This is a genomic window from Novosphingobium sp. HR1a, assembly GCF_015594425.1.
GTDB lineage: Bacteria > Pseudomonadota > Alphaproteobacteria > Sphingomonadales > Sphingomonadaceae > Novosphingobium > Novosphingobium resinovorum_A.
The window spans coordinates 1-21,619 of record NZ_JABXWS010000010.1 but is presented as its reverse complement, the minus strand read 5'-3'; the positions used below and the strand labels follow the sequence as shown (position 1 = coordinate 21,619).

15 protein-coding genes and 1 riboswitch are annotated in these 21,619 nt (G+C 64.8%); of the genes, 6 read left to right on the top strand and 9 right to left on the bottom strand.

The window, feature by feature from the left end:
* Position 1: 1 nt before the first annotated feature.
* The gene (locus HWN72_RS02180; RefSeq protein WP_211149691.1) at positions 2 to 1,174 is read right to left on the bottom strand and encodes an efflux RND transporter periplasmic adaptor subunit; all 1,173 of its coding nucleotides are present in this window, start codon (positions 1,172 to 1,174) and stop codon (positions 2 to 4) included.
* 101 nt (positions 1,175 to 1,275) lie between these two features.
* Between HWN72_RS02180 and HWN72_RS02175 the strand changes: the two genes are divergently transcribed.
* Entirely contained in the window at positions 1,276 to 1,890 is a 615-nt protein-coding gene (locus tag HWN72_RS02175; protein WP_008828720.1) for a TetR/AcrR family transcriptional regulator, read from the top strand.
* A 143-nt stretch (positions 1,891 to 2,033) separates the two neighbouring features.
* Positions 2,034 to 2,297 (top strand): hypothetical protein, encoded by a 264-nt coding sequence (locus tag HWN72_RS02170; RefSeq protein WP_008828719.1) that lies wholly within the window; start codon positions 2,034 to 2,036, stop codon positions 2,295 to 2,297.
* A gap of 44 nt (positions 2,298 to 2,341) precedes the next feature.
* Here the strand turns inward: HWN72_RS02170 and HWN72_RS02165 are convergent, their stop codons facing one another.
* Genes HWN72_RS02165 through HWN72_RS02150 form a run of 4 tightly spaced genes read right to left on the bottom strand, consistent with a single transcriptional unit; the run spans position 2,342 to position 6,172 of the window.
* Positions 2,342 to 3,493, bottom strand: a complete 1,152-nt coding sequence (locus tag HWN72_RS02165) for a glycosyltransferase (protein ID WP_211149690.1) — start codon at positions 3,491 to 3,493, stop codon at positions 2,342 to 2,344.
* Positions 3,494 to 3,504: 11 nt separating this feature from the next.
* On the bottom strand, positions 3,505 to 3,996 hold the full coding sequence (locus tag HWN72_RS02160; RefSeq protein WP_069709314.1) for a DUF2141 domain-containing protein: 492 nt from the start codon (positions 3,994 to 3,996) through the stop codon (positions 3,505 to 3,507).
* 14 nt (positions 3,997 to 4,010) lie between these two features.
* Complete coding sequence (locus tag HWN72_RS02155; protein WP_211149689.1) at positions 4,011 to 4,931, bottom strand: hypothetical protein; 921 nt, start codon at positions 4,929 to 4,931, stop codon at positions 4,011 to 4,013.
* 38 nt (positions 4,932 to 4,969) lie between these two features.
* Positions 4,970 to 6,172, bottom strand: coding sequence for a glycosyltransferase (locus HWN72_RS02150; RefSeq protein WP_211149688.1), 1,203 nt, complete (start codon positions 6,170 to 6,172; stop codon positions 4,970 to 4,972).
* A gap of 334 nt (positions 6,173 to 6,506) precedes the next feature.
* Here HWN72_RS02150 and HWN72_RS02145 point away from each other — a divergent pair, with 334 nt between their 5' ends.
* Both HWN72_RS02145 and HWN72_RS02140 read left to right on the top strand, forming a co-directional pair.
* On the top strand, positions 6,507 to 8,849 hold the full coding sequence (locus HWN72_RS02145) for a TonB-dependent receptor (protein WP_211149687.1): 2,343 nt from the start codon (positions 6,507 to 6,509) through the stop codon (positions 8,847 to 8,849).
* Positions 8,850 to 8,941: 92 nt separating this feature from the next.
* Positions 8,942 to 10,669, top strand: a complete 1,728-nt coding sequence (locus tag HWN72_RS02140; protein ID WP_211149686.1) for an alkaline phosphatase — start codon at positions 8,942 to 8,944, stop codon at positions 10,667 to 10,669.
* Positions 10,670 to 10,760: 91 nt separating this feature from the next.
* Here the strand turns inward: HWN72_RS02140 and rpoD are convergent, their stop codons facing one another.
* Positions 10,761 to 12,800 (bottom strand): RNA polymerase sigma factor RpoD, encoded by a 2,040-nt coding sequence (gene rpoD, locus HWN72_RS02135; RefSeq protein ID WP_036526135.1) that lies wholly within the window; start codon positions 12,798 to 12,800, stop codon positions 10,761 to 10,763.
* A gap of 359 nt (positions 12,801 to 13,159) precedes the next feature.
* Positions 13,160 to 13,837 (bottom strand): cold-shock protein, encoded by a 678-nt coding sequence (locus HWN72_RS31705; protein ID WP_008833318.1) that lies wholly within the window; start codon positions 13,835 to 13,837, stop codon positions 13,160 to 13,162.
* Between the two features lie 390 nt (positions 13,838 to 14,227).
* Positions 14,228 to 14,473: riboswitch (cobalamin riboswitch) on the top strand.
* Between the two features lie 170 nt (positions 14,474 to 14,643).
* Between HWN72_RS31705 and HWN72_RS02125 the strand changes: the two genes are divergently transcribed.
* Positions 14,644 to 16,686, top strand: coding sequence for a TonB-dependent receptor (locus HWN72_RS02125; RefSeq protein WP_211149685.1), 2,043 nt, complete (start codon positions 14,644 to 14,646; stop codon positions 16,684 to 16,686).
* 244 nt (positions 16,687 to 16,930) lie between these two features.
* Here the strand turns inward: HWN72_RS02125 and HWN72_RS02120 are convergent, their stop codons facing one another.
* A complete protein-coding gene (locus tag HWN72_RS02120) occupies positions 16,931 to 17,380 on the bottom strand; it encodes an Rrf2 family transcriptional regulator (RefSeq protein ID WP_069708984.1) in 450 nt (149 codons plus the stop codon).
* Between the two features lie 65 nt (positions 17,381 to 17,445).
* Here HWN72_RS02120 and HWN72_RS02115 point away from each other — a divergent pair, with 65 nt between their 5' ends.
* Entirely contained in the window at positions 17,446 to 18,246 is an 801-nt protein-coding gene (locus HWN72_RS02115) for a class I SAM-dependent methyltransferase (RefSeq protein WP_248005758.1), read from the top strand.
* A gap of 142 nt (positions 18,247 to 18,388) precedes the next feature.
* Here HWN72_RS02115 and HWN72_RS02110 read toward each other — a convergent pair whose 3' ends face one another.
* Entirely contained in the window at positions 18,389 to 21,523 is a 3,135-nt protein-coding gene (locus tag HWN72_RS02110) for an efflux RND transporter permease subunit (protein ID WP_211149684.1), read from the bottom strand.
* Positions 21,524 to 21,619 lie beyond the last annotated feature (96 nt).

The window sequence follows — 21,619 nt, the reverse complement described above, 5'->3', positions numbered from 1 at the left end:
CTTACTGCCCCTTGTTGGCAGGAGCGGCGGGCTGCCCACCAGCGGGCTTGCCGCCCTGCTGGGCCTGCCCTTGGGGTGCGACCGGCTTCACCGGCACGCCCGGACGCAGCATCTGCGCGCCGTCGACGACGACCTTGTCACCCGCCTTGAGACCGGACGTGACCAGCCAGTTGTCGCCGACGGTACGCGGGGCGGTGATCGGGCGCATCTCCAGCTTGTTCTGCGCACCGATGACGAGGACGGTGGGATTGCCCTTCTCGTCACGGGACACGGCGACTTGCGGGACCAGCAGGCCATTCGCCTTGGTCGCCTGCGCGAACTCGGCGCGCACGTACATACCGGGCAGCAGCAGGCCCTTAGGGTTGGGGAACTGCGCGCGGATGATCTGGCTGCCGGTCGTCGGATCGACGGTCACGTCGGTGAACTTGAGCACGCCTTCCTGCGGGTAGGTGCTGCCGTCTTCCAGCTTCAGCTTCACCGCGACATTGCCGCTGGCGCTCGTCAGGTCTCCGGCGAGAAGCTGCTGACGCAGGCGCAGGACGTCGGCGCTGGACTGCTGGATGTCGACGAAGATCGGATCGAGCCGCTGGATCGTGGTCAGCGCATCGGTCTGCGAGGCCGAGACAAGCGCACCTGTGGTGTAAGTCGAGCGACCGATCCGGCCGGAAATCGGCGCACGGATGGTCGTGCGCGCAAGGTCGATCTCGGCCGAACGCAGCAGCGCCTGCTGCGCCGAAACGTCCGCGCGCGCCTGCTGCGCGGTGGTCACCGCGTTCTCGTAGTCCTGCCGCGAGATCGCGTTGATCTTGACCAGTTCACCATAGCGGCGGGCTAGCGCCTCGCTCGATGCGATCGCTGCGCGCGAGCGGGCCAGCGCCGCACGCGCATTCGCCGCTGCCGCTTCATAGGGCGCACCGTCGATGCGATAGAGCGGCTGACCGGCCCTCACCTGGTCGCCCTCGGTGAACAGCCGCGCAACGATCAGGCCATTGACCTGCGGGCGCACATCCGAACTCTCGTAAGCGCTGGTACGCGCCGGCAGTTCATTGCTGAGCGTGACGGACTGCTCGCGCACGGTAACCACGCCGACCTCGGGCGGTCCTGCCGGAGGCTGCTCCTGTCCTCCCCCACAGGCGGAGAGAATCAGCACTAGGGCCGGGGCGATCTTTTTCATGGAGTTAATCCGCCAAGAGGGTTAAAGCGTGAGTGAGCGTTCACTCATGATTCGCGCGACTGGTATTGCGTCGCAGCATAAAAAGCAAGCCGGACAGGGAAATGACCAACGAGACTGCACTGGATCGCCCCCGAGCCGCCAAGTCGGCCGCACGTCGAAAACACCTTCTCGACACCGCGCGTAACCTTTTTGTCGACCAAGGGTTCCATCAGACCGGAATGGCGCAGATCGCGGCCGCCTCGGGCATCGCCGTAGGGCAAATCTACCGCGACTTCGCGAACAAGGAGGCGATCATCGCCGCCATCTGCGAAACGGAGATTACGGCTTGGCTCGATGAAGAGACGCTGAGCGCCGCCGTTGCAGCCAATGATCGCGATGCCATTCTCGCATGGATCGAGCGCGTCGGGTTCGAGGAGCCGGACTGCGACGACCGCAGGCTCATGTGCGAACTGCTTGCCGAAGCAGGCCGCAACCCGGCGATCAACCAGATGCACACCAAGGTCGACATGCGGCTTCGCGACAGTCTTGGCGCAGCACTGGGGTCGCTGGCACCTGCTGCGACGGCGCAGCGCCATGCTACCGTGGCGGACTTCATGATCGCCATGTCGTGGGGCATGGTCGCGCTGCGCGAACTCTCGCCCGACAGCGATCACGAGACGCTGCATGCCCGCCTTTCCGCACTGCTCAGGCAGGAGGTTGCCGCGCTGGAAGACTGATCCGCCGGCCTTTGCGAATATTGCGGCGCACAATCGTTTGCGACAGCAGAATACTGCTCTTTTGATGCGCTGGACATTGTTTCGTGGTTGTATCATCCTGTCTTCAATGTCGGCCGAACGGCCGCTTGAGAGGACGGGATGTGATGATCGAGAACAGTGAAGTCGATTCAGGTGAAAAGGCCATGATCCTGCTGCAAAGCCTGATCTGCTATCTGCGTGAAAAGAACGTGCTGTCGCGTGCCGACATCGAGGAACTGCGCGACCGGGTCGAGGCGCGAATCGCTACCGGCGAAAAGAACCTGCCCTGCACCGCCGCGATGGCCGCCGCCGCCGCTACCGAAATGCGCGAACTCGACGATTACTGTGGCAAGACTTACGGCGGCAAGCATCGTCGCCGGGTGAACTGACCAGCCTCATCGTAAAGGGCTGTGACGGGCAGTAACCTTCCCTCTCAGGCTGCGCGCCGCTCGCGCCGCACGCTCGTCTCGTAGAGGGCAAAGAGGTCGGCGAAGTGATCGTCGCTGGTGCGGGCGGCTTGCGGGTAATGCTCGCGCTCAAACAGCACCTCGACGATGGCGCGCGCCGCTGCAGCCGGGTCGCAGGCGGTGTACGTGAGGCCGCCGCCGTTCGCGGCATGGTCGACCGCACCGCCTTCGTCCGGGACCACGATCGGCACGCCACTGGCGCGGGCCTCGGCGGCGACCATGCAGAAAGTCTCCGCCTCGCTGCCGTGAACGAGCGCGTCGGCGCTGGCGATGACCCGGGCGAAAGTGTCCGGGTTGCGCTCGGGTTCAAAGAGGCGGACGTGCGGATTGCCGGCTATGTGTTTGAGCACGGTGCGCTGCTCGCGCCCCTCGCCGAACAGCACGAAGCCCACCGGCCGATCACGCGAGACCGAGGCCACCGCGTCCAGCACCAGCGGCCAGCGCTTTTCCGCCGCCAGTCGGCCGACGCCCAGCAGCAGGCGTGCGTCTTCAGGCAGGTCGCAGGCGGCCAGCAACTGCGCGCGCAGGACGGGATCGCGGTTCTGCGGGGAGAAACGGCCGGGCTGCACGCCCATCGGCACCGTCACCGTATTGGCGACGCCCCCGTCCGCCAGCCGCCGCGTCAGGCTGGAATTGGCGCAGACAACATGGTCGAAGCTGCGGCTGTGGCGGCGCAAGTGGTCCCAATAGACCGAGAACTGCCAGTCGATCGTGCGCCGCGCGAAGACCTGCCCGAACCAGCGGTAGGCATAGGCGGAAAGCGGATCGGCATGCATGATCATGCTGCGCGGCGCATCGCCCGCCCAGTCGGCGACGAGACGCGCGCTGCGCCAGGGTGAGGCGGCCTCGACGAAGTCCGGCTGAAGTTCGTCGAGCGCGGCGTGAAGCGGCGGCGCCGAGGCGAAGTACCAGTACTTGCGGTCGAGCGGGAAGCGCGGGTTCTTCAGGGTGATGATGCGGGCATTGGGGCCGCGCTCGATCACCGCGTCCTCGTCCCCCGGTGCGAGGATGATGATCTCGTGGCCCAGCGCCGCGCCGACGCGCAGCTTCTGCTCCACATAGGTGCGCACGCCGCCGCCCTTGGGCGTGTAGAAGGCGCAGACGTCCACGATCCTCATGCTTTGGCCCCTTACTTCGACGCCAGCGGGGCCACGCCCAGCCCGCGACGGTAGTTCATCACGATGGAGATCGTCTTCGGCCCGCTGCCGACCGACGCGCTGGCCTTCTCGGCGCTCGGCTTGCTGAAGCCGAGCCGGGGATTGCCCGCAAAACCGATGCCGTCGATACGCCAGCCGAACTTGCGGTTGCCGTCCCGGTCGTGGAGCAGGCTCACCGCATAGTCGCCGGGGCCGGGCACGCGTACGCACAGGCGCACCGGGCCGCTGGCGGGGACCGGCACCTCGACGCGGCGGAAGGTCTTGCCTGCGCTCACCAGCACGTTGTCGTCGGCGAGGAAGTCCGTGTTGTTGGCCGGGTAGACCTCCAGCTTGAGGGTGCCGATACGGTCCTTCAGGCCCTTCACCTGCACTTCGAAGGAGGAACCTGCCTCGTCCGGCCGACAGCGGCCCTCGGCCTTGCCGAGATCGGGCGTGGAGGGAATGGTCGCAGCGTTCGCCAGCATCAGCAGGGACAGGATCACGGGCGTTTCTCCGGATTGGCGAGGTCGTTGAAGGCGATGAGCGCGCCCAGCACGAGGTGCGCGGCGGTGATCAGCCCGGCCATGAGCGCCATGAGCGTGCCGATATCCCGCTCCTCGCCCAGCACCACGACGGTTATCCCTGCGAACAGCAGGTCCTTGTTCGGCACCAGCGGCAGGCGCGAGACGAGCAGGCGCAAGGTCGAAAGGTAGAGCCACCAGCTCAGCGCGACATCGGGCAGGACGATGTGCCACAGCAGCGCGAGGAACACGGTCGAGACGACGATGCGCGCGAAATGGACGCGGGTGATCATCCAGAGGTCATCGCGCGAGAGGCTGAAGACCTTGCGGCGGAAGGCCATGGCGCCCAGCGAGATCGCAAGAATGACGCCCAGCGACCCGGTCAGCAGGCGCCCGTCGATGCCCAGCTTGTCGAAGCCGAGCGAAGGCACCGCGAAGACCAGCAGCGCCATCGTCACCACGTTGCCGGTGACGGCCGAGAGGATCGACACGTCCTTGACCGTGCCGAACGGCGCGGCGGTCAGGGTGACGCGGCTGCGCGCCCAGGTGTAGAAGTACGCCTCGCCGAGATAGCCGAGCAGCAGTTCGTTGTAGATCTTCTTGCGCAGCAGCGCGAGCACGCCGCTGCCTGGAATGCGCCACAGCTTCCAGTAGATCACCCACTCGCTGGCAGGGGTGATGAGGTAATAGCCCGCGAAGATCAGCCAGAAGCCCGGCGATGTCGGGATCATCTGCGGCAGGCGGCGCAGCTCGACGCTGTTCGTCTCGTGCAGCACGGCGGCGATGACCGCCAGCGACAGCAGGATGGAGAACACCGCATTGCGCCCGCGCTTCGCGGTGCGATCCTGAGGGGTCAGTGCGATGGCCGCCAGATCGACGCCGTCTACGGTAGCAGCCACGGTTGCAGATTGAGACAAGGTGATCTCCGGGGTGACAGTCACTGGGAGCGCCGCAGCGACCGGCAGGGCGCCAGCGTGCTGAGGGCAAGGTCGCGGCGGCGCTCGGCTTCGCGGCGCGAGACGACCGCGCGCATCAGGTCGAGGTAGCGGCGCGCGGCGCCTTCGAGTTCGTAGTGCGAGGCGACAGCGCGGGCGCGCGTCGGATCGCCGCGCAAGTCGCGCAAGGCCGCAATCCCTTGCGCGAAGCCATGCTGGCAGCGCACCGGGACCATCAACCCTGTCCGGCCGTGGTCGAGCAGGCTCGCCATGCTGACGCAGCAGTCGGTGGCGAGGATCGGCATGCCTGCCGCCAGCGCCTCGACCACGACGCCGGGCAGGCCCTCGTAATCGGAGCTGAGCAGCAGCGCGTCGTGTTCGGCCAACAGCGGGTCGATCGTCGCCACATGGCCGAGAAACGCGACCTGACCGGCGATGCCGAGCGAACCGGCAAGCGCTTCGAGATGGGCGCGCTCGGAGCCGTCCCCGGCGATGGTCAGGCGGTCACCGGCGCGGGCTCCGGCGGCGAAGGCCCGCAGCATCAGCGCAAAGTTCTTCTGCGGCGCGAGACGCCCCGCCGCGAGGTAGCGCATGCCCCAGGCCGAAGGCGTGCGCCGTTCGATGCGGCCAAGCTGGATCAAACGGCGACGATTGAGGATCGGATTGGCAATCACCTCGACTTGACGCGGCTGCGCCAGCATACACTCGCGCACTTCGCGGCGCATCGGCTCGGACAGCGCGACCAGCGAATCGAACAGCCCGCCCTGCGCGCGCAGCCAGGCCCCGTAGCCCCGGCGCATGGCCCCTGACATGTCGGGACGGTGCAGCGCATTGCTGATCTTGAGCAGCATCGGCGGGGCGTGGTGGCCCATCAGCAGCTTCATGGCCGCGCCGATCACCGCGTACGTATTGCCGGGGCAGAACACCACGTCGACACGGTTTTCGATCAGGAAACTGTAGAGCGTGTAGACCATCCACGGCGTTCGCCACGATGCCGTTGCCTGCTGGAACCGGGGCCGCGTGGGCAGGCTCCAGTAATCGAGCGCGGGCGCACTGCACAGGCCCGCGCCGCCCGGACGGCCGAGAACCATGGTAACCTCGTGCCCCGCTTCGCGCCATTGCGCAGCCAGGCCGAGCGCGACGCGCTCGACGCCGCCCGGCTCAAAGCTGTGAATGGGGATCGCTATGCGCAATGGTTCCTGCATGTCCTTCCGACGCCGCCAGCCGTCTCGTTGCGGTGGCCTCTATGGACGGGTCATTTCGGGTTTGTGACGGTGATGCAGCCCGTCACGCAGCGGACATGCCAGCGACTTCGAAACGCCATGAAGCGGCTCTCTCGTACGCAGACGCACAAAGTCGGGTCTATGCGGCGTGTAACTTTCGATCATCGCCCCGAAACCTGGGACGGCTGGCGCTTTCACGTCACAAAGGTGTCGCGAAACCGACTGTAAAACGTCTCCGAATTGACTGCAGGGCGTCAGAATAAGCGCGCAGATGCTGCGCCGCACAAGCTTAACGCTACAGGGGGTTCACCAAGCCATGCGCGCCATTTCGATCCGCCGTATCTACATTCTCAGCACGAGCCTTGCCGCCATCGCCGCGAGCACTCCGGCGTTTGCAGACGAGGCAGCCGCCGACGCCGCGGCCTACGACAGCGCGGACACCGCCGACGCCATCGTCGTCACCGGCCAGCGCACCACCTACAACAACGCCGCGCTCGACGAGACGCTGATCGACGACAAGTCGCCGATCGCCTCGGCCATCGACCTCATCGGCACCCTGCCCGGCGTGCAGGTCAACGAGGGCGACGCCTTCGGCTTCGACGACTGGTCGACGACCTACTCGATCCGCGGCTACCAGACCAACCTCGACACCCAGCAGGTCGGCATCACCATCGACGGCCTGCCCAACGGTGGTTCGGGCTACGGCGGCGGCTCCAAGGCCAACCGCTTCATCGACACCGCCAACATCGGCACCGTCGAGGTGTTCCAGGGCACCGCCGACATCGCCTCACGCTCGAACGAGGCGCTGGGCGGCACCATCAACTTCGTCACCGCCGACCCCATCGACGACATGCGCGTGCGCCTGTCCGGCTCGGTCGGCGACTATGACGCCAGCCGCTACTACGGCCGCTTCGACACCGGCCTGATCGGCGGCGTTGCCAAGGCGTGGTTCTCCTACGGCCACCAGCAGGCAACCGACTGGATGGAAGGCTCGGCCAAGAACACGCGTGACAACTTCGCGATGAAGTTCATTGTCGATACCCCGGTCAAGTTCACCGGCTACGCCAGCTACGACGACGCCTATGAGAACAATTACGACCAGATGTACTCGCCCGAGCAGTACGCCGCGAGCCCGCACCAGGACGGCCTCAACGGCGTGTGGACCGGCGTTCCGGCGGTGGACCAGAACTATCGCGGCGTCTGGGGCACCACCCGCAAGAACTTCTTCGCTTACCTGAAGGCCGAGACGAAGATCGCCGACGCGCTCGATCTCAAGGCCTCGGTCTACTACCACGACATGGCCGGGCGCGGTGACTGGGCGCCGCCCTACATCGTCAACGTCGGACAGGACACCTCGGGCGTCCAGAGCGAGATCAACGGCACCTCGACGGTGAAGGGCACGCCCACATGGTGGGCCACCCTGCCCGCCGGTTCGGGTACGCCGACCTACTTCGCGACCAACGCCGCCGGCCAGATCGTCGCGCCGACCGCGGCTGGCGCCATCCAGCAGCAGTCGTTCCGCCACACCCACTACCGCAAGGACCGCCTCGGCGGCACCCTCGACGGCGCCTGGACCATGCAGTTCGGCGCGCTTGAGAACACCCTGCGCGGCGGCGTCTGGTACGAGGACACCCACCGCCGCGAATGGCGCGACTGGCACCACGTCAGCGACACCCGCGTCGGCCCGGCCTATGACGCCACGCCCTACTGGACGCAGTACGACCGCAAGTATCCGCAGACCACCTTCAAGTGGTACGCCGAGGACCAGGTCCAGTTCGGCCCGGTCACCGCGAACTTCGGCGTGAAGCAGTTCATCAACCACCTCGACCGTGAGGACCTGTTCGGCGAGAGTTCCAACGTCGGCGTCAAGTCGAAGTCGAAGGTGCTGCTCTCCGGCGGCATCCAGGTCGAGCCGATGACCGGCCTCGACGTGTTCGGCGGCTACTCGGAGAACTTCAAGGCGCTCTCCGACACGCTGCTCGAATACAGTGCTGACGCGTTCTCCAGCATCAAGCCCGAGACCGCCGAGAACTGGGAAGCCGGTGCGCGCTACTCCAACGGCATGTTCAACGCCTCGGCTACATGGTTTAAGAGCAAGTTCTCCAACCAGGTGATCTTCGTGCCCAGCTCGACCTCGGCCGGCCCGGATTACCTGAGCGAAGGCGACGGCCGCTTCTTCAACGCGGGCGGCATCGACTCCGAGGGGTTCGAACTGCTCGCCAACGTCCGCCCGGTTCACGGCCTGACCCTCTACGGTTCGTACACCCACATCGATGCCAAGTACCGCGGCACCGGCAATGCCGAACTGGACGCGGAACAGGGCGTGACGGCGGGCAACCGCGTTGCGGGCATTCCCAAGGACATGTGGGTGCTGTCGGGCACCTACAACTACGGCCCCGTCACCCTGGGCCTGACCGGCAAGTACACCGGCAACCGCTTCGTCAATGCGAGCAACGCCTGGACCGCAAAGAACTCCTTCATCACCGACCTTTCGGTCGCGGTGAAGGGCGAGGGCCTGACCGATACGCTCAAGGACCTGACCTTCGCACTCAACATCACCAACCTGACGGACGAGGACTACCTCGGCGGCATTTCGGGCAACTACGCCTGGATCGGCACTCCGCGCACGATGGTCTTCAGCGTCACCGCCGACTTCTGACGGTAGCGCGAGGGGCGGGTCGGCGTTCGGGGGGACGCCGGCCCGTCCTTTTCCTTTGCAGCACAGCACACCAGAACACAGGATTGCCCGCCATGACCATGCTCCAAGCCCATCAGGTTTCCCGCCGCGCCCTGCTGGCCGGTATGGCAGGAGGAGCGGCGATCATGGCGCTGCCGATTTCCGCCCTCGCCGCCACAGCGGTGAACCCGGTGTTCCGGCACGGCGTCGCCGCCGGTGACCCCGACGCTTCGAGCGTGGTGCTCTGGACCCGCGTGACTGTGCCCGCCGCCACCGATGTGCAGTGGGAACTCTCCGACAGCCCCGCCTTCGTGAAGATCCTGAAGTCCGGCACGATGCGCACGGACGCGGAGCGTGACTTCACCGTCAAGGCCCTCGCCGCCGGCCTCCCGGCGGGCGGTACGTTCTTCTACCGCTTCCGCATGGGCAAATCGGTGTCGCCGATCGGCCGCGCCCGCACCTTGCCCGAAGGCCGGGTCGATACGCTCGGCATCGCCCTCGCCTCGTGCTCCAACTATGCCTTCGGCTTCTTCAACGCCTACGATGCGATCGCGAAGGATCCGGCGATCGACTTCGTGCTCCATACCGGCGACTACATCTACGAATACGGCGGCAAGGACGGCTGGGGTGAAAACATCGCCCGCACCATCGGCCGCGAGCACGCCCCCGCGCACGAGATCGTCACCCTCTCCGACTACCGCACCCGCCACGCGCAGTACAAGACCGACGCCGGATCGTTGGCGATGCACGCGCAGCACACCCTGCTCGCCTGCTGGGACGACCACGAGAGCGCGAACAACCCCTGGACCGGCGGCGCGCAGAACCACCAGCCCGATACCGAGGGCGACTGGGCCACGCGCCGCGCCGCCTCGATCCGCGCCTATTACGAATGGATGCCGGTGCGCGAACCGGAATGGCTCGACGTCAAGGGCCGCACCCGCATGCAGTTCTGGCGCGCCTACCGCTTCGGCGACCTCGCCCTGCTGCACACGCTGGAGACGCGCCACACCGCGCGGGCGAAGCAGATCGAATACCTCGACCATGCGCAGGAAATCGTCGACGACGCCTCGGCCGAGAAGTTCAAGCGCGACGTCCTCGGCGCCCCGAACCGTCCGCTGATCTCGCCCGAACTGGAAACGGACCTGGAGGCCGCTCTCGCCCGTTCGGTGAAGGACGGACAGCCCTGGCGCGTGATCGGCTGTCCGATGGTGATCGGCCGCCTCAACGTGCCCGACCTTGCGAAGCTGGGCGTGCTGCCCGACCCGTTCCCCAAACTCGCCGCTGCGAAGACGAAGGAGGAACTGGCGAAGCTGGCAGCCGACCCGCATGTCTCGCTGGCGTGGCGCGGCCGCTGGAACCTGCCCGACTACACCGACGCCTGGGGCGGTTACCCTTGGGCCCGCGAGCAGTTCTATGCCCTGTCGCGCCGCGCAGGTGCGGGCGATCTGGTGTTCCTCTCGGGTGACAGCCACAGCTTCTGGACCAACGACCTGGCCGATGCACAGGGACGCCCCACGGGCATCGAGTTCGGTACGGCGGGCATTTCCTCCCCGGGCGATTTCATGGACAGCGGCTTTGGCGAGGACATGTCGCCCAAGCTCGATAAGGCCTACGCCGATCACATGCCTGAGGTGGTATGGACCGACAACATGCATCAGGGCTACGTCCGCATGCAGTTCGGCCGTAAGACCGGCACAGCCAACTTCGTCGCGGTCAGCACCGTCCTGTCGCGCGACTACACGACAAGCGTGATTCGCAAGGACGACTTCCGCCGCGACGGCAACCGCGTACGCTTCGCCTGATCTGAACCACGAACGATGCCAACCGACACGGACGGGGGGATCGCCCTGCGTCCGTATCAGCCGCGTGCCTGTGATGTTGAACGGCCTGTGCTTAGTCGAGGAACGCTCGCATGATGCGTGAACGGCTCGGATGCTTGAGCTTGCGCAGCGCCTTGGCCTCGATCTGTCGGATACGCTCGCGAGTCACCGAAAACTGCTGGCCGACTTCCTCCAGGGTATGGTCCGTTGGCATGCCGATGCCGAAGCGCATGCGCAGCACACGCTCCTCACGCGGGGTCAGCGATGCCAGCGTGCGAGTTATCATTTCCTTCAGGTTGGCCTGAATCGCCGCGTCCACCGGGATTACGGCGTTCTCGTCCTGGATGAAGTTGCCAAGGCTGCTGTCTTCCTCATCGCCGATCGGCGTTTCGAGCGAGATAGGCTCCTTCGCGATCTTCAGAACCCGCTTCACCTTTTCGAGCGGCATCGACAGTTTCTCGGCCATTTCCTCGGGCGTGGGCTCACGGCCCTGGTCATGGAGGAACTGACGGCTGGTGCGCACCAGCTTGTTGATCGTCTCGATCATGTGGACCGGGATGCGGATCGTGCGAGCCTGATCCGCGATCGAACGCGTGATCGCCTGCCTTATCCACCAGGTCGCGTACGTCGAGAACTTGTAGCCGCGGCGGTACTGGAACTTGTCGACAGCCTTCATCAGCCCGATGTTGCCTTCCTGGATGAGATCCAGGAACTGCAGACCGCGGTTGGTGTACTTCTTGGCGATCGAGATCACCAGACGCAGGTTCGCCTCGACCATTTCCTTCTTGGCGATGCGCGCTTCACGCTCCGCCTTCTGGACCATGTTCACGATGCGGCGGAACTCGGGGAGCGCCATGCCGGTGGCAGTGGCGATGTCCGAGACTTCCAGACGGATGCGCTCGGCAGGTTCAGCCTCGTTTTCTGCGAAGGCAGCCCATTTCTTGTCCTTCCCGGCCACTTCTGCGACCCAGGCGTCGTCCAGTTCGCGGCCCGTGTAGGCTTCGAGGAAATCGGCGCGCTTCACCTTGTGACGCTCGGCCAGACGCAGCATCTGGCCGCCCAGCGTCGTCAGGCGGCGGTTGAAGGTGTAGAGGTTGTCGACCAGATACTCGATCTTGGCCGCATGGAACTGCACCGATTCCACCTGCGCGGTGAGATCCTCGCGCAGTTGCAGGTACTGGTCTTCCTTGGCGACCGGGAAATCGATGCCCAGCGCCAGCGCGTCGAGCCGATCGCTCTGCAGGCGCTCGAAGGTGCGGAACAGTTCGGTGATAAGCGCGAACTTCTCCAGCGCCTCCGGCGTAAGCGCGGCTTCCATCTGACCGAGGGAGAGGGTGTTGTCCTCTTCATCGTCCTCGACCTGACGCTTGGGGATCGGATTGCCGTCCTCGTCGACTTCCTCCGAGTTGTCCTCGCCGGAATCGTCATCGTCCTTGAAGGAAGGCCCGGCGGTGGCAGCGGAAATCTCGCCGTCGCCATCGCCCTCACCGTTTTCGGCCAGATTTTCGGGCTGCGGCTCCTTGGAGAGCATCGCGTCGAGATCGAGAATCTCGCGAAGCTGCATGTCGCCGTTGTTGAGCGCTTCGGACCAGCCGATGATCGCGTGGAAGGTCATGGGGCTTTCGCAAAGCCCCATGATCATCATGTCGCGGCCGGCTTCGATGCGCTTGGCGATGGCAGCCTCGCCCTCGCGGCTGAGCATCTCGGCGGCGCCCATCTCCTGCAGGTACATGCGGACCGGGTCGTCGGAACGCGCGAGCGTGTCCGCCTTGCGGGTCTCGCCGGGACGGCGCCGGGAATTGCCTTCGTCGAACCCGGTATCCGAACCGGAATCGTCATCGCCGCCATCGACGGCTTCCACGCCGTCTTCCTGCTCACCGTCCTCATCGTCATCATCGTCGTTCTCGACGATCTTGACGCCCATTTCCGAGATCGCGGCCATGATGTCCTCGATCTGATCGGTGGTCATCTGGTCCTGCGGCAGCGCGGCATTCAACTCCTTGACCGTGATGACGCCCTGGCTTTTGGCGCGCGCGATGAACCGCTGGACCGAACCCTTGTCCAGGTCGAGAAGAGGAGAGTCGTTGTCGCCGCTGCGATCGTCGTTAGTCATGCAATCCGTTGTCGTTATTGGCCTTTTCATGACGATGGTGACGCCAGGACAAGGCTAGGTTCTCAGATCATCAGCCTGATGATGCCGGTGAAGGGCGGCCTACAGGCAGGGATGAACCACTTCAGGTCTAAGGTTCAAGCAATGCGGCCGGACATCGGTTCCAGGAGGAAGCTGGTCCGCCCGCATGCTGCACGTTCGAATCAAGGAAACACGTCCCTCGTCCCGCAGTCGGCCTGTCGAAGGCAGCTTTGATCAAGGCCTTCGACATAAGCCGCTCGATGTCCGTCGCCGATCGCGATGCGATCGAGGAAAGCCCGAGATGAGGCCATGACCTCCTGCGGCAGCCATGGCCAGATCAGTCAGCGCTGGACCAGATTCACGGCCGACGCCTTGCCCCGACGATCGATCTCGATTTCGAATTCGAGTTGATCGCCTTCCGAAAGGCCATGCAGACCGGAGCGCTCGACGGCGCTGATATGCACGAACGCATCAGGCTGGCCGTCATCGCGGACGATGAAGCCGAAGCCCTTCATGCTATTGAAGAACTTGACGGTGCCGGTGGCCTTCTCGCCAGTGGACTGATTCTGAACAGGTGCGGCACTTCGCTCGCGACGTTCGGCAACGATGACCTCGCCCACGATGGTCAGTTCGGAAGCGGAAATCTTGCCGCCTCGCTCGACCAGCTGGAATTCCAGCTGCTGACCTTCCGCCAGCGTTTCGAGGCCGGCGGACTGCACGGCGCTGATGTGCACGAATGCATCGTCGCCGCCGCCTTCAAGCTGGATGAAGCCGAAACCCTTGTCGGGGTTGAAGAACTTGACCGTCCCACGGCCCTGACCGACAACCTGGCCCGGGCCGCCGCGCGAACCGCCACCGCCACCGCCAAAACCGCCGCCTCGCGATCCGCCGAAGCCGCCACGCTGGCCGCCACCGAAGCGGTCACCACCGCCAAAGCGATCGTTGCCGCCGCCCCAACGATCATCGCCGCCGCCGAACCGGTCGCGACCTTGGCCGCGATTTCCCCTGTCGAATGTCATCTTTTAAGTACCTTAAGCTAAGTCCGAGAAACCTATCCTCGCGAGTGAACGTAGCACGCAAGGCCGCAGAACCCGTTTCAGGGTGCAGGATGAAAGGCGATAGCAGCGCAACGACGTCTTGGCGACCAGAGTTCTGCGATCGGCTGCGATGCATGGCACGGAGGCGACTTTAGCACAGCGATGACCGAAATTTCACGCAATTCGACAATCGATCCGGCCGTCGCCGACCCTTGCCAGGCGCTCGGAAGCAAATTTTGCTCCCCGGAGCGGCCCGTCAGCCCTGGCATCGCTAGTCGGGAGTTCAGGATACAGGCCGTACCTGGACGCCATACAGACAGGCTTGTGCCGTGAAACCGTTTGAGATAGCGCGCCATATCTGCCCTTCATTGGTGCAGACAAGATCGCGCTGGTGCCTCGAAAGAGGCTTAAAAGGGAACACGGTGAGAAGGCATGCCCTTCGAATCCGAGGCTGTCCCTGCAACTGTAAGCGGTGAGCGCGATGCATATGTGCGGTGGGGCAAAGGTTCCTGCCGCCAGTCACTGGGCCGGACGCTGCAACATGCGAGGCCTGGGAAGGCCTTGCATCGTCGCATTGACCCGTGAGCCAGGAGACCTGCCTGCGTCTGGTCGCTCATGCCATGGTCCAGGGGGTGGCCAAGGCCCGGAATCATTCCGTTCGAGCGACGAACCAGCGGTGGAGGCCGCATCGGTTCGCGCAGACGGTCGCCCGCGGCGTCCGACCGCCGGCGCGCGTCGACCGTCTTGATGGCGGCAAGCCTCCCACCCAGTCGCAGGCGTCGGGGGGAATGATGATGAATTTGATGAAAAGCGCTGCGCTGGTGCGCATCGTGGCAGGTACCGCAATGGCGCTGGCGACGATGCCCGCTTGCGCCGAAGAGGCACCCGCCGGCGGCGCGGATGGCGGTTCCGGCGAAATCGTGGTGTTCGGACGCGGCGAGGCCAAGATCGGCACCGCCCATGCCGCCAGCGAGGGCAGCGTCGGCGGTTCCGACCTGCTGGTCCGTCCGCTTCTGCGGGTCGCCGAACTGCTTGAGGCGGTGCCCGGCATGGTAGCGGCGCAGCATTCGGGCAGCGGCAAGGCCAACCAGTACTTCCTGCGCGGCTTCAACCTCGATCACGGCACCGACTTCACGACTTATATAGATGGCGTGCAGATGAACCTGCGCAGCCACGGGCATGGCCAAGGCTATCTCGATCTCAACGGCCTGATCCCCGAGATCGTCGCCCGCGAAGATTTCCGCAAGGGGCCGTACCGTGCAGATGGCGGCGACTTTGCACTGGCCGGCGCGGCCTACATGACGACCATCGATGGGTTCGACCGCCCGTGGATCTCGGTCGAGGGGGGATCGTACAAGTCGGGGCGGCTGGCCGCCGGTGGCACCATCAAGGATGTGGCGGGTGGCAGTCTCACGCTGGTGGGGCAGGCCAAGCGCTATGATGGTCCCTGGCAGGAGGCCGAGCATCTGCGGCATTACTCCGGCTTTGCGAAGTACATCGTGTCCGCTGGCGAAGGCACCGTCGAAGCATCGCTCCACGCCTACCACGCCACTTGGCGGCCGACCGAGCAGATCCCCGAGCGGATCATCGGCAGTGCGCTGTGCCCTGACGAATTCTGCTCGCCCGATCCTTCGGCGCGTGGCCGCGCAACGCGCTTCGTCGGCAACGTCGCGGTGCGACAGCCGAACTGGAGCGCTAATGTCTATGCCCAGTACTACGACTGGAACATGTATTCGAACCCAACTTATGCCGATCCGGACGGCACCAGCGCGCAGATCGACCAGTTCGACAAGCGCTGGGTCGTGGGTGTCACCGCGCGCAAGCAATGGGCTTTGGGCTCGACGCTGCAACTGGGCATTGGCACTGAAAATCGCTACGATCACATCGGCGACGTCGGGGTGAATCGCACCGAAACCCGCGCTTTTTTGTCCTCGCTGGGTCGATATCACGTCGAGGAACTGTCCGGCGCGCTCTATGGCGAAGCGACCTGGAAGCCGTTACCCGGCCTCAGGCTAACCGGAGGCCTGCGAGGCGATTACTACCACTACACCGTCCGCGCGCGCGACGCCATGGCGACCGAACTGGGAGCCGGCAGCGGACACGATTCGATCGTCTCACCCAAGGTATCGGCAGCCTACGAGATCGTCCCGCAGTTCGAAGTCTATGCCAACTGGGGCCGCGGCTTTCACTCCAACGACGTGCGCGGTGCGGTGAACGTGGAATCGCCCGTGCCCGTTCTGGTGCGCGGCACCGGCAAGGAACTGGGCGGGCGCCTGCAACTGGGCACCGTCTCACTGACCGCGACGTACTGGTGGCTCGACGTGGGCAGCGAACTGCGCTTCGTCGGCGATTCCAACGCGGTGGAGCCGACCGGCGCCAGCAAGCGTCATGGCTACGAGGTGGTCGGGTTCTGGCGCCCGCTGCCGTGGCTGGCGCTCGACGGCAGCTATGTCGCCAGCCACTCGCGCTACGACAACGGAGATCGCATTCCCAACGCGGTCGAGAACGCGGTCTCCGCCGGCGCGGCTATCGTGCTCGACCCCTGGGAGGCGAGCGTGCGCGTCCGGCATCTCGGCCCCTACCCGCTGATCGAGGACAACTCGCTGCGCGACAAAGGCAGCACGATCGTAAACGCCCGCGCCGCATGGAAGGGCCGCAAGATCGAGATCTACGGGGAGGTGCTGAACATCTTCGACAGCCGCGACAAGGACATCGCGTACTACTACGAGTCCTACATCCCGGCGTTCGACACCAATGGCCCGGTCGAGGGACGTCTCAGCCGCGTGATCGAACCACGCACGTTCAAGATCGGCGCACGCTACACGTTCTGATCACCAGCCACGCCCTGTCCCGTCATTCGACGGGATAGAGTGTCGGTTGCCGCTTATCCGGGCCATGATCCGGGGATGCGTGCTACGCTTCGTGTACATCTACACCGTACCGCAGGAAGCGACGAGCGAGACCATAAGCGACATTGAGGCCTGTCTTGCGGCTGGCGCATACAACCCGCCAACTGGCCTCAGCCTGCCGCTGGACCGGATCGTGGGGCGCATGCAGGGTTGGAAGAAAGGCCGATCAGGCTGAATGTGCACTCGCCATCTCGGAAGCGCTGCGCGCATCAAAGGTTCGGCCCAGGTCAGCGAGCTTCACAGCACCCAGCCGGGCGACCAGCAAAGCCTCCGCCTCCGAAAGCGCCTCCGCCAGCGCCTCGTTGACAGCCGCCTCAACCGCGCAATCAGGATTGGAATGCTCGCTGCCGATAGCAAAGATGCGTGGTCCTCCTACCGCTCGATGTACGTCGAGGAGCGACACGGTCTCCAAGTCTGCCGCGATGGCCCAACCGCCACCATGCCCTTTTTCCGAGCGCACATACCCTGCCTCGCGCAGACCAGCCATCGTGCGTCGGACGACAACGGGATTGGTTCCCAGCATCTCTGCGATAGTTTCGGACGTCATTGCCCCCTCATGCCGCGCCATATGGAGCAGCACGTGGAGCATTCGCGAAAGGCGACTGTCATTACGCATATTTCGATTCTTCGCATTCCAGCCGGATTGGCAAGCATCATGTTTCACGATACTTATTATGTTACATGATTCGTGGAGCGTTCGAAATGCGAGAGTTCGAGAACCCTGATCACTGGGATGCTGCCGCTCGGCACTATGAGAAGACTGCGCACCCCTTCACTGCTCGCTATGCCGAGGCGGCGGTTGCGAGAATATCCCTCGGGTCCGACAGCCACGTGCTGGACATAGCCGCAGGCACCGGTGCTTTGGCACTGGCTGCCGCGCGAACAGGCGCGAAGGTGCTGGCAACAGACTTTTCTCCAGGCATGGTCGCTCGTATCGCCGCCACCGGTCACCCCAATGTCGAGGCCAAGACAATGGATGGGCAAAACCTTGCGCTCCCAGACGGAGGGTTCGACGCCGTCTTCTCGATCTTCGGGGTCATCATGTTTCCCGACTGGCGCAAGGGGTTGGCCGAAATGGCCCGCGTTACGCGCCCTGGCGGCCACGGCATCGTGGCAACCTGGCAACAACGCGGTGCCGCGACCTTTCTTCTGCTCGGAGATATCCGTCGAAAGCTCTTCCCCGGCCGTGATGGCATGGCAATGCCGGAAGCCGTCGGCGTCCTCAGCGATCCGGGGAACTTCGCTCGCGAAATGATCCTTGCGGGCTATCGCGATCCCCGGATCGAGCCAGTGACGCATGATTATGAGCTCGACGTCGGGGCACTCGACGATCCCGATACATTGTTCGGCATGTCGCCCGACTGGACGAGCCTCAATGATGGGGAAAAGGCAGAAGTTATTACCGAGGTCAGGCAGATGGCGGGCGAACGCTCCGTATTGCCGATCCCTTCAACCGCGCTGATCGTGGTCGCTCAGCGTTGATATGCCGGGATCGTGCGCGACTGGTCGGGATTGGAGAGCGCCGTACTCGACCCTTTTCGGGGGTCCAGCGATCGAGTTCCGCCATACAGATGTAGGCCATCGGCAGTTGCTAGTGCAGCGAGGGCCAAGCGAAGACTGAAGATCAAATATCTGCATGCTTCTCCTGCCTCTTCTCTTCTCCGGAAAGCCAGAGCAGGGACATCGGCAGCAGCAGGAGCATGAATGCGGTGGCGGAGATGATGCCGCCCACGATCACGCAGGCGAATGGTCGCTGCGTTTCGGAACCGATGCCTGTGGAGAGGGCCGCCGGCAGCAGGCCCAAACCGGCCATCAGCGCCGTCATAAGGATCGGCCGCAGGCGGTCGATGGCGCCTTCAAGCACGGCCACGCGATAGACATCGCCGTTCTCGTAGCGGTGCGTGATGTGCTCCAGCATGACGACACCGTTCTGCACCGATATGCCCGCCACGGCGATGAAGCCGACCGCTGCGGACACCGACATGTGGAGCCCCGCCAGCGCCAGCGCCGTGACGCCGCCGACCGTGGTGAAAGGCACCATCGCAAGGATCAGCAAGGCGGAGCGCACCGAGCGAAATGCACCGAAAAGCAGGATGAAGATGCCGAACAGCGCGATCGGCACGATCACCTCCAGACGCTGCATGGCGCGCTGCTGGTTTTCGAACTGGCCGCCCCAGGTCATCTGGTAACCCGACGGCAACTTGATCTTGTCCTTCACCGCCTTCTGCGCATCGACCACGAAGCTGCCCTGGTCGCGCCCGTCGACGTTGGCCTTGATCGCCACGTTGCGACTGCCGTTCTCGCGGCTGATGCGCGATGCACCGACCTGAACCGAGACTTGCGCGATTTCACCCAGCGAGATCGTGCCGCCCTGTGGCAGCGGCACCTGTAGATGCGAGAGATCATCCACCGCGTTGCGCTGATCCGGCGCAAAGCGCACGACGATGTCGAAGTTGCGATCCGCTTCGTAAGCGGTGCCGACCGTCGCGCCGCCGAAGGCGGTGGCGATGGCGGTGTTGGCATCGTCTGCGTTGAGGCCGTAACGAGCCATCGCATCCCGGTCGAGCACGGCGCGCACTTCGGTCTGGCCGCCAATCTTCACGGCATCCACGTCCGACGCGCCCGGCACCGCAGCCACCACCCGCGCGGTCTGCTCGCCCAGTTGCTCCAGCACGTTGAGGTCCGGCCCGGTGATCTTCACCGAGATTTCGCCCTTCACGCCCGAAAGGCTTTCCTCGACGCTGTCTTCGATCACCTGGCTGAAATTGGTGGGTACGCCGGGGATCTTGTCCACCTGCTTGCGCATGTCATCCTCAAGCGCGGCCTTCGAGCCGAACTTGGAACGCCATTCGCTGCGCGGCTTGAGGTCGATCAGCATCTGCAGGCTGGACGGTCCCTTGGGGTCGGTCCCGTCGTCCGGGCGGCCGGTCTCGGAGCCGACATGCGCTACTTCCGGGTAGGAAAGCATGATTGCGCGCACACGCTTCTCGACCTTGCGCGTGGTCTCCATCGAGGCCGAGGGCGTGAGCTGGACGGTGAGCCAGATGTTGCCTTCGTCCAGCTTGGGCAGGAACTCAGAACCCAGACGCGGGATCATCAGGAAGGCCAGCACCAGCGCCAGCCCGGAGGCCACAACCACCGCCTTGGTGCGCGGCAGCGCCTTCTCCACCGTGCTGCGATACCCATCGCGCAGACGGTCCATCCAGACGATGTGCTTTTCCGCCATGTCGTAGCGTTCGACAAGGAAGCTCAGCACCGCCGGCAAGAACGAAAGCGTCAGCACCAGCGCCGCGCCCAGCGCAAAGGACAGCGTCAGTGCAACCGGCGAGAACATCTTCCCTTCCACGCGCTGGAAGGTGAAGATCGGCACGAAGGCCATGATGATGATGGCCTTGGAGAACAGGATCGGCCGCGCCAGGTTGGCCACCGTGTTGCGCAGCACCTGGTTGCGCCGGATCCTGTCCGGCTGCACGCCCCCGTGCCGCGCCGCTTCCAGCGACAGCGCGACCATCAGCGCCTCCACCAGCACAACGGCAGAGTCGATGATGATGCCGAAGTCCACCGCGCCCATCGAGATCAGGTTGGCGGGCACGTTCACCGTATTGAGGCCCGCGAAGGCCGCCAGCAGTGCCAGCGGAATGATCGCCGCGACCACCAGCGCCGCGCGCCAGTTGCGCAGGAACACCAGCAGCAACACCGTCACCAGAGTGGCGCCGACGACGAGGTTTTCCGCCACCGTCTCCACGGTCTTGTCGAGCAGCTTGGTGCGCTGGTAGGTCGCGCGGATCTGGATCGGCGGCTTGCCCGTGCGCTTCGCATCGGCCTGGAACTGCGCGTTCATCTTGTCCACCGCGTCGCGCACGCCCTGCACCACCACGGCGGCGTTCTGGCGCTTGACCATGGTGACGATGCCTTCGCTGACATCGTCCTTGTGGTCGTAGGCAACCATGCCGCTGCGTTCGGGCGTGCCGATCTGCACGTCGCCCAGATCGCGCACGCGCACGGTATTGCCGTTCTGCGCGCGGACCACGGTGTTACCGACGTCGTCGATCGACTTGTAGAGGCCGACCCCGCGCACCACGACGACTTCGTCGCCGCGCGGGATCACGCCGCCGCCAACGTTTGAGTTCGCCTTGCCCACGGCGGTCTGCACGTCGGCCACGGTGACACCGTAGCGCTTGAGCAGATCGGGGCGGACGAGGATCTGGTACTGCTTGATGCTGCCGCCGAAGCTGGTGACATCCGCCACGCCAGGCACCATGCGCAGCGTCGGACGTACCACGAAGTCCTGAATCGCGCGCGCTTCGTAGAGCGGCATGTCCGCCGGCTTGTCCAGCACGTAGCGATAGACTTCGCCGACCGCGGTGGACAGCGGCGCCAGGCTGGGCGTTACGCCGGCGGGCAGATTGGCGTCCCGCAGCTTTTCCAGCACCTGCGAGCGGGCGAAGTAATCGTCCGTGCCGTCGTTGAAGATCAACGTGACCACTGACAGCCCGGTGATCGAGACCGAGCGGATGTCGTTCACGCCCGGCGTACCCGCCAGCGCGCGCTCGATCGGCAGCGAGATGGACCGCTCCATCTCCTCCGGCGCCTGCCCGGCCTGCTGGCTGATGACCACGACCTGCACGTCCTGCACGTCGGGGAAAGCCTCGATCGGCAGGCTCATCACCGCGCGGCCGCCGACGATGATCAGGGCCACGACCATGACGATCACGAAGATCCGCTTCTCGACGACGAAGCGGGCCAGTCTTTCCAACATCGGATCAGCCCCCGGAAAGCTGGGCGTTGAGCAGCAGCGCACCTTCGCCGACGATGCGTTCGCCGTTGCGGATGCCGGACGTCACGTAGGAGAAGC

Coding starts and splice junctions, on each gene's coding strand:
- HWN72_RS02180 (WP_211149691.1), bottom strand. CDS start 1,174: ATGAAAAAGATCGCCCCGGCCCTAGTGCTGATTCTCTCCGCCTGTGGG.
- HWN72_RS02175 (WP_008828720.1), top strand. CDS start 1,276: ATGACCAACGAGACTGCACTGGATCGCCCCCGAGCCGCCAAGTCGGCC.
- HWN72_RS02170 (WP_008828719.1), top strand. CDS start 2,034: ATGATCGAGAACAGTGAAGTCGATTCAGGTGAAAAGGCCATGATCCTG.
- HWN72_RS02165 (WP_211149690.1), bottom strand. CDS start 3,493: ATGAGGATCGTGGACGTCTGCGCCTTCTACACGCCCAAGGGCGGCGGC.
- HWN72_RS02160 (WP_069709314.1), bottom strand. CDS start 3,996: ATGCTGGCGAACGCTGCGACCATTCCCTCCACGCCCGATCTCGGCAAG.
- HWN72_RS02150 (WP_211149688.1), bottom strand. CDS start 6,172: ATGCAGGAACCATTGCGCATAGCGATCCCCATTCACAGCTTTGAGCCG.
- HWN72_RS02145 (WP_211149687.1), top strand. CDS start 6,507: ATGCGCGCCATTTCGATCCGCCGTATCTACATTCTCAGCACGAGCCTT.
- HWN72_RS02140 (WP_211149686.1), top strand. CDS start 8,942: ATGACCATGCTCCAAGCCCATCAGGTTTCCCGCCGCGCCCTGCTGGCC.
- rpoD (WP_036526135.1), bottom strand. CDS start 12,800: ATGACTAACGACGATCGCAGCGGCGACAACGACTCTCCTCTTCTCGAC.
- HWN72_RS31705 (WP_008833318.1), bottom strand. CDS start 13,837: ATGACATTCGACAGGGGAAATCGCGGCCAAGGTCGCGACCGGTTCGGC.
- HWN72_RS02125 (WP_211149685.1), top strand. CDS start 14,644: ATGATGATGAATTTGATGAAAAGCGCTGCGCTGGTGCGCATCGTGGCA.
- HWN72_RS02120 (WP_069708984.1), bottom strand. CDS start 17,380: ATGCGTAATGACAGTCGCCTTTCGCGAATGCTCCACGTGCTGCTCCAT.
- HWN72_RS02115 (WP_248005758.1), top strand. CDS start 17,446: ATGATTCGTGGAGCGTTCGAAATGCGAGAGTTCGAGAACCCTGATCAC.
- HWN72_RS02110 (WP_211149684.1), bottom strand. CDS start 21,523: ATGTTGGAAAGACTGGCCCGCTTCGTCGTCGAGAAGCGGATCTTCGTG.